16 protein-coding genes are annotated in these 12,422 nt (G+C 63.9%); 11 read left to right on the forward strand and 5 right to left on the reverse strand.

From position 1 onward, the window contains the following. The 4 genes from ACIQ17_RS23800 to ACIQ17_RS23815 all read right to left on the reverse strand — a co-directional run. Positions 1 to 964 (reverse strand): DUF1254 domain-containing protein (locus tag ACIQ17_RS23800; RefSeq protein ID WP_398471677.1); only part of this gene is annotated, 964 nt, incomplete at its 3' end. A gap of 63 nt (positions 965 to 1,027) precedes the next feature. Then, a complete protein-coding gene (locus tag ACIQ17_RS23805) occupies positions 1,028 to 2,803 on the reverse strand; it encodes an arylsulfatase (RefSeq protein WP_398471678.1) in 1,776 nt (591 codons plus the stop codon). Further along, positions 2,803 to 3,723, reverse strand: a complete 921-nt coding sequence (locus tag ACIQ17_RS23810) for a formylglycine-generating enzyme family protein (RefSeq protein ID WP_398471690.1) — start codon at positions 3,721 to 3,723, stop codon at positions 2,803 to 2,805. The genes ACIQ17_RS23805 and ACIQ17_RS23810 overlap by 1 nt, the downstream gene beginning before the upstream one ends. Positions 3,724 to 3,808: 85 nt before the next feature. Next, a complete protein-coding gene (locus tag ACIQ17_RS23815; RefSeq protein WP_398471680.1) occupies positions 3,809 to 4,261 on the reverse strand; it encodes a hypothetical protein in 453 nt (150 codons plus the stop codon). A gap of 656 nt (positions 4,262 to 4,917) precedes the next feature. Between ACIQ17_RS23815 and ACIQ17_RS23820 the strand changes: the two genes are divergently transcribed. The 6 genes from ACIQ17_RS23820 to ACIQ17_RS23845 all read left to right on the forward strand — a co-directional run bounded on the left by ACIQ17_RS23820 (position 4,918) and on the right by ACIQ17_RS23845 (position 8,332). Then, positions 4,918 to 5,082 (forward strand): Flp family type IVb pilin, encoded by a 165-nt coding sequence (locus tag ACIQ17_RS23820; protein WP_398471681.1) that lies wholly within the window; start codon positions 4,918 to 4,920, stop codon positions 5,080 to 5,082. A 199-nt stretch (positions 5,083 to 5,281) separates the two neighbouring features. Continuing rightward, positions 5,282 to 5,557 (forward strand): DUF3551 domain-containing protein, encoded by a 276-nt coding sequence (locus ACIQ17_RS23825; RefSeq protein ID WP_398471682.1) that lies wholly within the window; start codon positions 5,282 to 5,284, stop codon positions 5,555 to 5,557. A gap of 22 nt (positions 5,558 to 5,579) precedes the next feature. Continuing rightward, a complete protein-coding gene (locus tag ACIQ17_RS23830; protein ID WP_398471691.1) occupies positions 5,580 to 5,867 on the forward strand; it encodes a DUF3551 domain-containing protein in 288 nt (95 codons plus the stop codon). A 319-nt stretch (positions 5,868 to 6,186) separates the two neighbouring features. Continuing rightward, positions 6,187 to 6,339, forward strand: a complete 153-nt coding sequence (locus tag ACIQ17_RS23835; protein ID WP_398471683.1) for a hypothetical protein — start codon at positions 6,187 to 6,189, stop codon at positions 6,337 to 6,339. Between the two features lie 51 nt (positions 6,340 to 6,390). Further along, positions 6,391 to 7,092 (forward strand): hypothetical protein, encoded by a 702-nt coding sequence (locus ACIQ17_RS23840; RefSeq protein WP_398471685.1) that lies wholly within the window; start codon positions 6,391 to 6,393, stop codon positions 7,090 to 7,092. After that, positions 7,061 to 8,332: a DNA-packaging protein gene (locus ACIQ17_RS23845; protein ID WP_398471692.1), complete on the forward strand. Its 1,272-nt coding sequence runs from the start codon at positions 7,061 to 7,063 to the stop codon at positions 8,330 to 8,332. Before ACIQ17_RS23840 ends, ACIQ17_RS23845 begins: the two co-directional genes overlap by 32 nt. A 147-nt stretch (positions 8,333 to 8,479) precedes the next feature. On the opposite strand, the gene ACIQ17_RS23850 is transcribed toward ACIQ17_RS23845, so the two are convergent. Continuing rightward, complete coding sequence (locus ACIQ17_RS23850) at positions 8,480 to 8,773, reverse strand: GIY-YIG nuclease family protein (protein ID WP_398471686.1); 294 nt, start codon at positions 8,771 to 8,773, stop codon at positions 8,480 to 8,482. A 157-nt stretch (positions 8,774 to 8,930) separates the two neighbouring features. Here ACIQ17_RS23850 and ACIQ17_RS23855 point away from each other — a divergent pair, with 157 nt between their 5' ends. The 5 genes from ACIQ17_RS23855 to ACIQ17_RS23875 all read left to right on the forward strand — a co-directional run bounded on the left by ACIQ17_RS23855 (position 8,931) and on the right by ACIQ17_RS23875 (position 12,184). After that, positions 8,931 to 10,106, forward strand: coding sequence for a phage portal protein (locus ACIQ17_RS23855; RefSeq protein ID WP_398471693.1), 1,176 nt, complete (start codon positions 8,931 to 8,933; stop codon positions 10,104 to 10,106). Between the two features lie 9 nt (positions 10,107 to 10,115). Next, the gene (locus ACIQ17_RS23860) at positions 10,116 to 10,772 is read left to right on the forward strand and encodes a metallophosphoesterase (protein ID WP_398471687.1); all 657 of its coding nucleotides are present in this window, start codon (positions 10,116 to 10,118) and stop codon (positions 10,770 to 10,772) included. A 115-nt stretch (positions 10,773 to 10,887) separates the two neighbouring features. Continuing rightward, on the forward strand, positions 10,888 to 11,112 hold the full coding sequence (locus ACIQ17_RS23865) for a hypothetical protein (RefSeq protein ID WP_398471694.1): 225 nt from the start codon (positions 10,888 to 10,890) through the stop codon (positions 11,110 to 11,112). 22 nt (positions 11,113 to 11,134) lie between these two features. Continuing rightward, positions 11,135 to 11,302 carry a hypothetical protein gene (locus ACIQ17_RS23870; protein ID WP_398471688.1) on the forward strand — a complete coding sequence of 56 codons (168 nt, stop codon included), beginning with the start codon at positions 11,135 to 11,137 and terminating at the stop codon, positions 11,300 to 11,302. 228 nt (positions 11,303 to 11,530) lie between these two features. Beyond that, positions 11,531 to 12,184: an HK97 family phage prohead protease gene (locus ACIQ17_RS23875; protein WP_398471689.1), complete on the forward strand. Its 654-nt coding sequence runs from the start codon at positions 11,531 to 11,533 to the stop codon at positions 12,182 to 12,184. The last annotated feature ends 238 nt before the right edge of the window (positions 12,185 to 12,422 follow it).

The following is a 12,422-nucleotide window of genomic DNA, read 5'->3' on the forward strand; positions in this document are numbered from 1 at the left end:
TGTTGGCCCAGATGCCGCCATAGTTGATCAGCGTGCGCGCGATGTAATCGACATCGTAGATGCCGACGACAGCGGGTCGCGCCCAGCCATTGACGATGACGCCGTGGCCGATGGGCGGACCGTATCGGGCGAAATCCGCATGGGCTTTCTGCTCGACGATTTTCGCGAGACGCGCGCGCTCGCCGGGTTCCCTGATCGCCTGCTGGATTGCGCGCGCATTCGCTGCCTGTTTCTCGAGGCCGGGATTGAGATCGGCTTCGCTGTCGAGCGCGATGTCGGCGACATCGAAGACTTCGACACCGGAGATTTTCTCGAGGTCGAAGCCGGGCGTGTTCGGCAGCGTGGGAAGGGCCGGTGTGCCGGTGGCGCGCATGGTGAACTGGCGCTGCAGGCGCACGGCGTCATCCCAGTTGTCGCCGAGTTCGACGCGCAGCAGCACGCGGGAATATTTGATCGGGAAGTCGATCCGACGCACATCCGCGGGCAGCGTGACATCGGCACCGCGCAGGCAGATAGCGAAATCGCCATCGGGCTTGTTGGGAAACAGGCGCTCATTGAGATTGGCGAGGGTCTCGCCCCAGCCATTGAGGAACTGCACCGTATAATAGCGGCCGGTGATCTTCGGCACCGTGACGATGGTGCAGCTCGATGCATCGGCCGCGACCCAGGCTTCGGAATAGGCGACGTCGAGATTGGGATTGGGCCAGTCGACGGCGCCGGGTTTGCGATGGACCAGTTCGTTCCATTTGAAACCGTCCCTGAAATCGAGCTGCTGCTGCCGGATGACGAGCAGGCGTCCGAACAGATAGATCCAGGCATCGCTGATGTCCTGGTCGGAGAGCGCCTTCGCAGCAGAGGGGCTGGATTGCGCATGGACTGCGCCTTTGAAACCGGCGCAGCAGGCCGACATCAGAAAGGCAGCCAAGGCAAGCCGTCGAACAATGCAGGACAACGCCGTGAACATCACCACCCTCCGTTGGTGCTCGGTCACCCCGGCCCATTGCCAGAAGGGCCGGGGACTTGATCGTCAGCGCGTTTGCATCTGCTCGCGGATCATGCGGTTCAGTCCGCCGCGCACCTTGTCGATGTCGACGCCTTCGGTGAGCGCCTTCTTCTGCTTGATCCCGTCCATCATGCCTTCGAGAATGTTGGCGGGATTGAAGCTTGGCGGGAACGAGCGCGGCGGGAATTCCTTGAAGGTCGCCACGAACTGGAAGACGTCATCCATCAGCCCGTAGACCAACCCCCCGTGGTTGAGGAAGTAGTCATAGTAGGTGTTCGACGTGATGTCGGCGCGTTCGAAGGGGTCTTGCATGAGATTGAAGAGCTTCGTCATCCTCAATGTGGTGAAAGGCTCACCCCATATGCCCAAGGTCCCTTCCTTGCGTTGTTCCGAGAACACGTGTTTCCAGTCGCCTTGCCGCATGCCGACCAGAAGGCCATCGTCGTCAGCGTAGAAGAATTTATCACGTGCACTCTTGGTGCCGTTGTTATTCGTGGCGCTGCCGCTCACATTGCGCAGGAAGGCGGACTGATCGTAACCGTCGAGATGGACTTTGTAGGCGATACCGTTGGCCGTGTAGCCCGCCTTCAATTTGTTGACGATGTCCGGTTCGCCCGCGATGGAGGCGAGCGTCGGAATCCAGTCATTGTGGCTCATGATCTGGTTGGTCACGGTGCCCGGCTGGATCACGCCGGGCCAGCGGACCAGGCAGGGCACACGGAAGGCGCCTTCCCAATTGGAGTTCTTCTCGCTGCGGAACCACGTCATGGCGCCGTCGGGCCAGGTATTCATATGCGGGCCGTTGTCGGTCGAGTAGACCACGATCGTGTCATTGGCGATGCCCATATCGTCGAGCGATTTCAGCAAGGCGCCGACGGTGTCGTCATGCTCCATCATGCCGTCAATATATTCGCTGTCACCGTGAGGGTAGCGACCGCGGTGATCGGGCCGGACATGCGTTCGCAAATGCATGCGGGTGGAATTGAACCAGACGAAGAATGGCTTGCCGGCCGTCTGTTGTCGCTTCATGTAGTCGATGGCGGCGGCCGAGGTTTCGTCATCGATGGTTTCCATGCGCTTCTTGGTCAGCGCGCCGGTATCCTCGATGGTCTGCTTGCCGATCTTGCCGAAGCGCGGATCGACCGTGGGATCGTCGCGATCCGAGGCTTTGCAGCGCAGGACACCGCGCGGACCGAACTTGGCCCGATAGGCCGGGTCCTTCGGATAATCCGGCAGTTCCGGCTCTTCCTCGGCATTGAGGTGATAGAGATTGCCGAAGAATTCATCGAAGCCATTCACCGTCGGCAGGGATTCGTTGCGATCGCCCACATGGTTCTTGCCGAACTGGCCCGTGGCATAGCCGAGATTCTTCATCAGGCCGCCGATGGATGGGTCCAGCTGGCTCATGCCCATGGGCGCTCCGGGGAAGCCGACTTTGGTGAGGCCGGTGCGGATACCGTGCTGTCCGGTCAGGAAGGCTGCGCGACCAGCGGTGCAGGACTGTTCGCCGTAATAGTGCTGGAACTTGATGCCCTCGCGGGCGATGCGGTCAATATTCGGCGTCTCATAACCCATCAGCCCGTTCGAATATGTACTGATATTGGCGATGCCGATATCGTCGCCCCAGATGACGAGAATGTTGGGCTTGCGGCCTGACGATGACGCAGGCGAAGGCGCTGCCGTGGGGGCAGGCGCGGCCTTTTGCGATTGTGCGAAGGCGCCTGTTGCGGCGGCGACGAGCGCCGATCCGCCGAGAAGGATGCTGCGACGATCGGGAAGCGGTTGCTTGGTCTCACTCATCACTGACTCCCATTTCTGAGGACGCATCTGAAACCGACGTGGCTCGTGGACGTATCGACAGGTTCTGCATGACGGGCGGCGGGGCGATAGCGGCGGCAGTAATTGGGGGCACACAGGTGCGAGCCGCCCTTCAGCACTTTGCGCGGAATAGAAATGGCTGGCTGGCGCGGATCGAAACTGTCGGTCTCACGGCCGCCGCGCGGATTGCGCGGAATGCAGCAGGGTTTTGCAGCGTCGGGCTCGTGATGTGCGGACCAGAAGTCAGAGGTCCATTCCCAGACATTGCCGATCATGTCGTGGACGCCATAGCCATTGGGCGGAAAGGCGGTGACCGGCGAGGTGCGCTCGAAACCATCGGTGCCGAGATTTTCGCGCGGGAATTGTCCCTGCCAGGTATTGGCCATGTGCGCGCCGCCGGGGACCAGTTCGTTGCCCCACGCATATTCCGCGTTACCGAGTCCGCCACGTGCAGCGAATTCCCATTCGGCTTCGGTCGGCAGATCCTTGCCGGCCCATCGGGCATAAGCGAGGGCGTCGGCATAGGCGATGTGCACGACGGGATGCGCGTTCTTGCCGCCGAGATTGCTGCCGGGGCCGGTCGGCCGGCGCCAGTTGGCGCCCTTGAGGAAGGACCACCACTGGCTCCAGTCGTCCAGGCCGCGCAATTGACGCGGCGGCATGAAGACGAGCGAGCCTGCATAAAGCATGTGCGGCAAGGCGCCGGGATAGTGCGCGGGGTCGGGCGGGATTTCGGCGAAGGTCACATGGTTTGTGGCGCGCGCGAATTCGCGAAACTGCCGGTTGGTGACCGGCGTGCGGTCGATCCAGAAGCCATCCACGGCGACGCGATGCGCGGGGCGCTCTTCCGGGTAGTGATCATTCGATCCCATGACGAATGTGCCGCCGGCGATCCAGACCATATCGGCTGGCGCCGGCACGTCGTCTGCTGACTGCGGCGTCTCCCGGACAGGTTCACGCACGACATCCAACTGAGACATCACGCACCTACCGGCAATAGTCCCAGAAGCCCTGTGTCTTCGACGGATCGGTGTAGTACCAGCACATGCCGGGCGCAGGCGGGGCACCGGCCCATGCTGTCGCCGCCGTTGCCGAGACGACACCGATGGCGGCACCGGCCGCGATGGCGCCGCCGACCGGCCAGCCATACCAGCCCGGTCTAGCCCAGCGTGTGCCGGCGCCATGCCAGCCCGGTCGCACAGCAGCTCCGCGGGCCACGGTGGTGCGACGATAGACGCCGCCACGCGGGCCGACGACGGTGGTGCGACGTGCGACGCCGCCACCGCGATAGGCGATCTCGGCTATGACACGATCGCGCGCAGCCTCAGCGTCGATGCCGAGCGTGACTTTCAATGGCGCTGCCGCGGCAACGCTCGCGAGAAGCACGACGCATCCGAGCAGCGCCGTCGCCATGGCTTTCGACACGATATGCGATTTCATTTCGTCCACTCCCTCATGGCGCGGTGGGCCGATGCTGCAACCAAGCGACATAGCTCCAATGCGCGGGGGCATCGGTGAAGCAAAACGGAGGACACCGCGAGAAAGACGGGTGGTTTGTCGATGATCAGTCGGGCCGTTCTGGCCTAACGAGGCGCGTTAAGGCACGCTCTCGCGATCCATCACGCACAAGCGCGAGGGCGATGACGGATTTCCCGTCACGGACAGTCACAGAACACGTCAAAAATGCATCAACAGCAGCGAGCCAGACGGTCTCGCAAGAGAGCTGCGTCCAAGTGAGCTACGTCAGGGACTCACATCGATGCGTTGCTTGAAGGCTCCGGGATCAGCGAGTCGCACCGATGAGAGGTTCGATCGTCAATGGTAGCCAGTCACGGGCGAAAGCTAATCGCAGCAAATTTTGTTGGCAACAACTTTCGGTCGTGCGCCGCACGCACGCAATTTGCATCAAAGATCCGGCATGCGGCGTGATCGCGGTGCATGCGCGCGATCGCCACGCGCCGGCGCACATAGTTACCACGCGATTAATTCATAATTGATGCTGTTCATGAACTCGACCGCAACTTCTGACCACTAGGTTGGAACAATTGCGGGACACGGCGACGGAAGAATTTCGGCGCCGGATCGAGGAGGCAGAAGTGCTGCGTTTGATTTCAAGATTTTCAAAAGATGAGTCCGGCGCGACCGCGATCGAATATGCACTGATCGCCTGTGGCATCAGTCTCGCGATCATTGCCGCCGTGCAGGGGCTCGGTACCACGCTCAACGGCCGCTACGCCGACGTCAACACGTCATTGAAATAGGATCGGCGAGGGTGGCCGGTCCCGGTCGTGTCCGGGATGCGCTGGCCGCCGGCTCGCCTTGCCGCCGTCGCGTGATTCCGCAATGGACGTGGCTGTCTTGCCGGAACGCAATGTCGTGAATGTACTATCCGTCGCGACGACGCCGCCTATATGATCTTGCGCGGGCATTCGCCCGCGCATTTTCATATGGGGCATTACCATGACCTTCGATTTGCGATTGCCCGCGCTGGCCGGCCTGGCCACCGCCGGTTTTCTTCTTGCTGCGCCCGCGCCGGTATTGGCTGACGGTGCGCAATACTGCATCGCCCAGAGCGGCGCCAACGGCTCCGGCTCCTATGTGGGCAACTGCATCTATACGACATACGAGCAATGCAGCGCTGCCGCCGTCGGAACGCGCGGCAATTGCGTTGGCAATGTCGAATATCGCGGCGGTTCTGCCACATCGCCAACGCCGCGCAGCCGTCGTATGCGGTGATCGACATCAGCCAGGGACCGATATGCCGTTTTGCCGATTTGCAATTTTCGCCGCCGCCCTTCTCACCATCGCATCGGCGCCAGCCGATGCGCGGCCCGCGAAGGGCGCGCGCTCCAGCATCCCACCTTACTGCGTATTGATCACCGGGCCGCGGGGATTTCCGTTGCCACAGATCTGTGAGTTCTACGATTATCGGCAATGCCTGCAGGCGGCAGCCGATATGCGCGGCAATTGCGTGATTAATATCGACTATCCCTACGAGATCAGAAGCGCGCCCGGCGCGAACTGGTCGCGGCCGCCTCGGCAATGACGGCGCAACGCTCTGACACCACTGGCGAAACGTCGGGTTGAGAGATTTATATCCGCTTTAAGATTTTATGCCTTGACAGCGTCGCGCTGCCGAAGTAGGTTTACGGCATGCTCCACAATTGGGTTCTAAGGCCGGCAGCTTCGCTGCAACGCCTCGAATCGCGGGCGTTTTCACCTTCATTTCGATGTCATTCTGCCTCGGAACATCACTTCCGATGACGCGTTGCTTTTGGACCAAGGGCGATGCGCGCCCATTCCATGAAGTGCCTGAAGGCACCCGGGCGAGATGGTTCATTGCGCCCGAGCAGAGAGAGGACGCCATGGCAACAAAGCAGAATGAACAGATCGTTGAATCCGCTACCGAGGCACGACAGGCCGAGCCGGGACCGTCGGTGCTCGCGCTGCTGTCGATGAGCACGGGTCTCGCGGTGATCATTCTGGCGGTGGTGTGGTTCGTGTTCTTCCGGACGTAGTCACGCGCCAACGACGACGGATTGGGAACGCCAGCACAGCGAGTAACGCACATGGCCAGGACGACGACAGCCCGACCGGCGACAAAGCCGGTGCGGGCTGTTTCCTTATGCGACGACGCGGACCCGGCGGCGAACGCCGCTATTGATGACGATGCGGAGGCGCGCAGGCTTGCCGGCATTGCGCTTCGCAAGCGAACCGTCGCCGCGACAATGGTCTATGCGGGCCTCGGGGTGCGCGCAGCGCAACGCGTGAAGGCGACGCCGAAAAAATCGCCGCAACGAAAATCAACGCGCAAGAAGGCGACTGAGCCCGAACAGGTGCAATCCGAAATTCCAGTAGCGCCGGTCGATGCCTCGGTAGCTCCCGACAGACGCAAGCGATCGCGCACCCAGTCGCAGCTGATCGCGCGTTTCGTGAATACGATTGACGGCCAGCTTGATCAGATCGATGCGATCATGCGCGATCCCAACCGCGGCGAGGGCGCACCGAGCGATGCCGAACGCCATGCGCGCGCCGTGGCGGCGCTGGCGCGTGTGACGGTGGAACTTCGCAAGGAGCTCGAGGCCGGCAGGCGGAGACGCGCAGATGACGACACTGCCTCAGGTCGCGAGCGATCCGCCGACCCCGACCGTCCCCGCGATCTCGACGAACTCCGTGAGCGCCTTTCTCGACGTCTGGACATCAGGCTCGCCGGCGGACCGGCTGTTCCTGTGGCAGACGATGCTGCCGGAGGAAATCGAATTCCTGAGTGAGTGCTGGGAGGTCTTCGCGCATCCGCATCAGGTGCCGCCGCGATGCGCCCAAAGTGGCGAGCCGTGGCTGACCTGGCTGCTGATCGGCGGCCGCGGCGCCGGCAAGACGCGCGCCGGCGCCGAATGGGTGCGCGCGCAGGCGCTGGGCAGGGCGCCGTTCGCGGACAGCGTGGCCGGACGCATCGCACTGGTGGGCGAGACCGAGCATGACGTGCGCGAGGTGATGATCGAGGGTGTCTCCGGCATTCTTGGCGTGCATGCACGGCACGAGCGGCCATTGTGGTCGCCATCGCGACGGCGGCTGGAATGGGCGAATGGCGCGATCGCCGAAGTGTTTTCGGCGGAAGATCCGGAGAGCCTGCGCGGCCCGCAGTTTCACTGTGCGTGGTCCGACGAGATGGCGAAGTGGCGGCAGGCGGAGGCGGCGTTCGACATGCTGCAATTCGGCTTGCGCCTCGGCGACGGGCCGCGGCAGTTGATCACGACGACGGCGCGGCCGAGCAAGCTGCTGAAGCGCCTGCTCGCCGATCCGTCGACAGCCGTGACGCGCGCGGCGACGGCGGCGAATGCGTTTCATCTGGCACCGACATTCCTGCGCCATGTGATGGCGCGCTATGCCGGCACCCGGCTGGGACGACAGGAGCTGGATGGCGAGATCATCGAGGATCGGCCGGATGCGCTGTGGTCGCGCGCGCTGCTGGAGCAGTGCCGCGTGGCTGCGGCGCCTGGGCTGCAACGCATCGTCGTCGCGGTGGATCCGCCGGCGACATCGAGCAAGCGCGCCGATGCCTGCGGGATCGTGGCGGCGGGGCTCGCGGAGGGCGGCATGGTTTTCGTGCTGGCCGATGACAGCGTCAGCGGCGCGACGCCGACCATGTGGGCCAGCAAGGCGATCGCGCTGTGGCACCGGCTGGAGGCCGATGCGCTGGTGGTCGAGGTCAACCAGGGCGGCGACATGGTGCGCACGGTGATCAACGAGATCGACGCGAGTGTGAATGTGACCCAGGTGCGCGCCTCGCGGGGAAAATGGATGCGCGCCGAGCCGGTGGCGGCGCTCTATGAGCAGGGCCGCGTGAAACATGTCGGCGCGTTTCCCGAGCTGGAAGACGAGCTGTGTGATTTCGCCAGTTCGGGATTGTCGAATGGCAAGTCACCGGACCGGCTGGACGCGCTGATCTGGGCGGTCGCCTCGCTGGCGCTCGGGCGCCGTGGCGACGGGCCGAGGATCAGGACGCTGTGACCCTTGTCCCGGGCGCGATGCAGCGTGCAACGCTGCTTCGCAGAACCGGGACCGTTACGAACTCCGGCGCTTGGTACGGTCCCGGCTCTGCGATGCGGCATACCTGCGTCGCTTCGCTTGGAACGCCGCATCGCGTCCGGGACACGGTCAGAGAATATGATCTTCGGACAAATCGCGCCATTCGGGATTGAGGCTTTCGATCAATTCGAACTTCCAGCTCCGTCGCCAACGTTTGAGTGCGTGTTCACGCGCGCGAGCTTCGAGGATTGATGCGTATTCCTCGATATAGACCAGAAGCGTCACACCGTATCCACTCGTGAAGCCAGGAACGAGTTTGGCGCGATGTTCGGTCATCCGCCGGATGATGTCGCCGGTGACGCCGACATACAGAACGCCACGTCGTGTGTTGGCGAGGATATAGACGAAGTAGCGCCGCGGCACGTTCTCCCCCTGTGTCCCGGGCGCGATGCAGCGCATTTGCGCTGCTTCGCAGAACCGGGACCGTCACGAACTCCGGCGCTTGGTACGGTCCCGGATCTGCGAAGCGGCATGAAGAATGCCGCATCGCGTCCGGGACACAGATAGCATGGATTACATCATGTTCGAACGCCTGAAAGCCTATCTCGCCGCGCCGGAGACCAAGGCATCGCGGACGGCCAAGCTGCTCGCCTTCCAGTATGAAGGCCGCGCGCGGTGGACGGCGAAGGACTATGCGTCGCTGGCCCGCGAAGGCTATATCGCCAATGCCATCGTGCATCGCGCTGTCCGGCTGATCGCGGAGAATGCGGCGGCGTGCCGCTTCCTCGTGTTCGATGGCGCCGATGAGCGCGAAGCCCATCCGCTGATGCAATTGCTGACGCGGCCCAATCCGCGGCAGGATGGCAGCGTTTTCTTCGAGACGCTCTATGCGCATCTGCTGCTCGCCGGCAACGCCTATATCGAATCCGTGACGCTGGACGAGCGCGTGCGCGAACTCCATGCGCTGCGGCCGGACCGCATGAAGCTCATCGCCGGCAGCGATGGCTGGGCCGAGGCCTATGAGTACACCGTCAACGGCCGCAGCCTGCGCTTCGACCAGGCGTCGGCAAAAGTGCCGCCGATCCTGCATCTCAGTTTCTTTCATCCGCTCGACGATCACTATGGCCTCGCGCCCATCGATGCCGCGGCCACCGCGCTCGACACCCACAATGCCTCGGCCAAATGGAACAAGGCGCTGCTCGACAATGCGGCGCGGCCCTCCGGCGCACTGGTCTATGCCGGTGCGGAAGGCTCGGTGCTGTCCGATGCGCAATTCGACCGGCTGAAGCGCGAACTCGAGGGCAACTACCAGGGCGCGGTGAATGCCGGGCGGCCGCTGCTGCTGGAAGGCGGGCTCGACTGGAAGCCGATGGCGCTGACGCCGAAGGACATGGATTTCCTCGACGCCCGTCACACCGCCGCGCGCGAGATCGCGCTGGCCTTCGGCGTGCCGCCGATGCTGCTCGGCATTCCCGGCGACAACACCTTCGCCAATTTCGCCGAGGCCAATCGCGTGTTCTTCCGCCAGACCGTGTTGCCGCTGGCCGCGCGCACCGGCCATGCGCTGGCGCAGTGGCTGGCCGGCGAATATGGCGAGGCTGTCCGCGTCGAGATCGACACCGATCGCATCGACGCGCTGGCAGGCGACCGTGTCGCGCTGTGGGAGCGGGTCAATGCGGCGGCGTTCCTGACGCTGAACGAAAAACGCGAGGCCGTCGGCTATGCGCCGGTGGAGGGCGGCGACAGGTTGGGCTAGGATCGCGGCATGCCGCTCACTTACGTCATTCCCGATCTGCATGGCCGCCGCGATCTGCTCGATGCCGCGCTGGCGCGTATCGATACCCATGCGGCGGGCGCCGCGCTGACGCTGGTCGTGCTTGGCGATTACGTGGACAAAGGGCCGGACTCGCGCGGGGTGATCGCGCGGCTGCGGGCAGGGATGCCGGCGCCGTGGCGGACGGCGATGCTGAAGGGCAACCACGATGCGCTGATGGTGGCTGCGCTGCGCGGCGACATCGCCATGGACGACTGGCTCACCAAGGGCGGCGACACCGCGCTGGCCTCCTATGGCGGTGAGGCCGCCGATGTGCCGGTGCATGACATCGCCTGGCTCGACGGCCGGCCGCTGTTCTACGAGGATACGCATCGCGTCTATGTGCATGCCGGCGTCGATCCCGCGCGGCCGCTGCGCCAGCAAGAGCCGCTGCTGCTGCTGACCAAGCGCTATGCCGATGACGATGACAGCGGGCTCGGCGGCAAGCATGTGGTGCATGGCCATGACCGCCATCCCGACGGGCCGCTGCTGCTGCAGCACCGCAGCAATCTCGACACCAATGCCTGGGCGACCGGGCGGCTGGTGATCGGCGTGTTCGATGACGCCGTGCCGGGCGGACCGGCGGAGCTGATCGCGGTCAGGCCCTGACCGCCACCAAGGCGCCGCCGCTCCGGCATCGGCGCTTCTGACAATCTGGAATGCGCATGCACGCTGCCCCGCGAGGGGACGGCGTGTTTGCGGCTGGGTGACTGCCATGACCGTGATCTCCGAGCTGATCGACACCTTCCTCACCCGCGGCGATCTCGCGCATCTGGCGCTGTTCCTGTGGGCCTCGGTGGCGAGCCTGGCTGCGCTGTTCGCACTGCGCGAACTCGCCGGCGCGTCGCGGCGGTTCGATGAATTCGTGCGGCAGCTGGCGCTGTTCAATCGCCGCGTGGGGCGGCGCGGGCGCAATGCCGAGAATGACAATGACAGCGATCGCGAATGATCGCGCTTTCAGGAGTGCGATGATGGACCGCCTGCATGACGTGCTGCGTTCGATCCGGCCGGAGACCAAGGCCGCCAAAAATCATCTGACCGTGTTTCGTGAATTCCTCGCGCATCTCGACCAGCTGCAGCGCCAGGCGCCGAACAGGAATCCGTCGCTGCGGCGAAAGCCGGCGCGCCGCGCGAAGTAGTTCTTTTCCCTCCCCGGAGCGAAGCGAATGGGGAGGGTGGATCGAACGCCTTGGCGAAGCGAAGCTTCGCTTGGGCATTCGAGACGGGTGGGGTGCCTCCACAAGCGATGTCGTTTGTGGAGGCACCCCACCCTGACCCTCCCCACTGCGCCGCTGCGCGGCTGGGGGGAGGGACACTGCTGACAGAGCTTTTCTTCACCACATCTTTCATCTCCCCCGAGGCCGCCCATGCTCGCGCCCGCGCCCACTCCTGCACGTCTGGCGCTGACGCCGGACGGGATCATCGAGGGCTATGCCTCGCTGTTCGGCGCCGTCGACCAGGCGCGCGACATGGTGATGCCTGGCGCCTTCAAGCTGACGCTGCAGCAGCGCGGTGTCCGGCGCATCCCGATGCTGTTCCAGCACGATCCATCGGAGCCGATCGGCATCTGGCTGGAGCTGCGCGAGGATTTTCGCGGGCTGTGGGCGCGCGGCAAGCTGATCCCCGAAGTAACGCGGGCGCGCGAACTGTTCGCGCTGCTCAAGGCCGGCGCCGTCGACGGCCTGTCGATCGGCTATCGCACCCGGCACGGCGCCATCGATCCGAAGACGCGCATCCGCCGGCTGCATCAGGTCGATCTCTGGGAGATCTCGCTGGTCACATTCCCGCTGCTCGACGGCGCCCGTGTGGATGCGGTGAAGCAGTCGCGCCTGCGCAGCGCGGCCGAGCGCGAATGGCAGCAGCTCATGGGTTCAGGCCCATTCGTTCCAGGCGATGGCGCGGACGCACCGCCAGCGCCTGCACGGCGCGGGAGAGTGGTGCACGCACTGCACTCCCGCGCCGCTCGGAAACGAGCGTTGCGTGGCGTGAGCGCTGATCTTGCGTTCGGAGCTGGTCGATGATGGGTCGCAGCAGTGACGGTGCCTATCGGTTTGAGTCGATCCGATGATACGACTGCACCGGTGGACCAAACGGATCCGCTGCCAATCGTTCCAGTTGCTCGGCGAATTCGCTTCTTTACCGATAAATGCGGTGATCCGTACTATCGTCCTGGTAGACATCATGAGATGCCGCAGAGCATTTTCTAGAAATGGGACTTGCAGCCGGAAACCCGCCGTGTTTCGTGGTTACAACGAATCT

This window comes from Tardiphaga sp., from assembly GCF_044340795.1.
Lineage (GTDB): Bacteria > Pseudomonadota > Alphaproteobacteria > Rhizobiales > Xanthobacteraceae > Tardiphaga.

Excerpts from the sequence above, each read along its gene's own strand:
- ACIQ17_RS23805 (WP_398471678.1), bottom strand. The coding sequence starts at position 2,803 with ATGAGTGAGACCAAGCAACCGCTTCCCGATCGTCGCAGCATCCTTCTC.
- ACIQ17_RS23810 (WP_398471690.1), bottom strand. The coding sequence starts at position 3,723 with ATGGTCTGGATCGCCGGCGGCACATTCGTCATGGGATCGAATGATCAC.
- ACIQ17_RS23815 (WP_398471680.1), bottom strand. The coding sequence starts at position 4,261 with ATGAAATCGCATATCGTGTCGAAAGCCATGGCGACGGCGCTGCTCGGA.
- ACIQ17_RS23825 (WP_398471682.1), top strand. The coding sequence starts at position 5,282 with ATGACCTTCGATTTGCGATTGCCCGCGCTGGCCGGCCTGGCCACCGCC.
- ACIQ17_RS23830 (WP_398471691.1), top strand. The coding sequence starts at position 5,580 with ATGCCGTTTTGCCGATTTGCAATTTTCGCCGCCGCCCTTCTCACCATC.
- ACIQ17_RS23835 (WP_398471683.1), top strand. The coding sequence starts at position 6,187 with ATGGCAACAAAGCAGAATGAACAGATCGTTGAATCCGCTACCGAGGCA.
- ACIQ17_RS23840 (WP_398471685.1), top strand. The coding sequence starts at position 6,391 with ATGGCCAGGACGACGACAGCCCGACCGGCGACAAAGCCGGTGCGGGCT.
- ACIQ17_RS23845 (WP_398471692.1), top strand. The coding sequence starts at position 7,061 with ATGCTGCCGGAGGAAATCGAATTCCTGAGTGAGTGCTGGGAGGTCTTC.
- ACIQ17_RS23855 (WP_398471693.1), top strand. The coding sequence starts at position 8,931 with ATGTTCGAACGCCTGAAAGCCTATCTCGCCGCGCCGGAGACCAAGGCA.
- ACIQ17_RS23860 (WP_398471687.1), top strand. The coding sequence starts at position 10,116 with ATGCCGCTCACTTACGTCATTCCCGATCTGCATGGCCGCCGCGATCTG.
- ACIQ17_RS23870 (WP_398471688.1), top strand. The coding sequence starts at position 11,135 with ATGGACCGCCTGCATGACGTGCTGCGTTCGATCCGGCCGGAGACCAAG.
- ACIQ17_RS23875 (WP_398471689.1), top strand. The coding sequence starts at position 11,531 with ATGCTCGCGCCCGCGCCCACTCCTGCACGTCTGGCGCTGACGCCGGAC.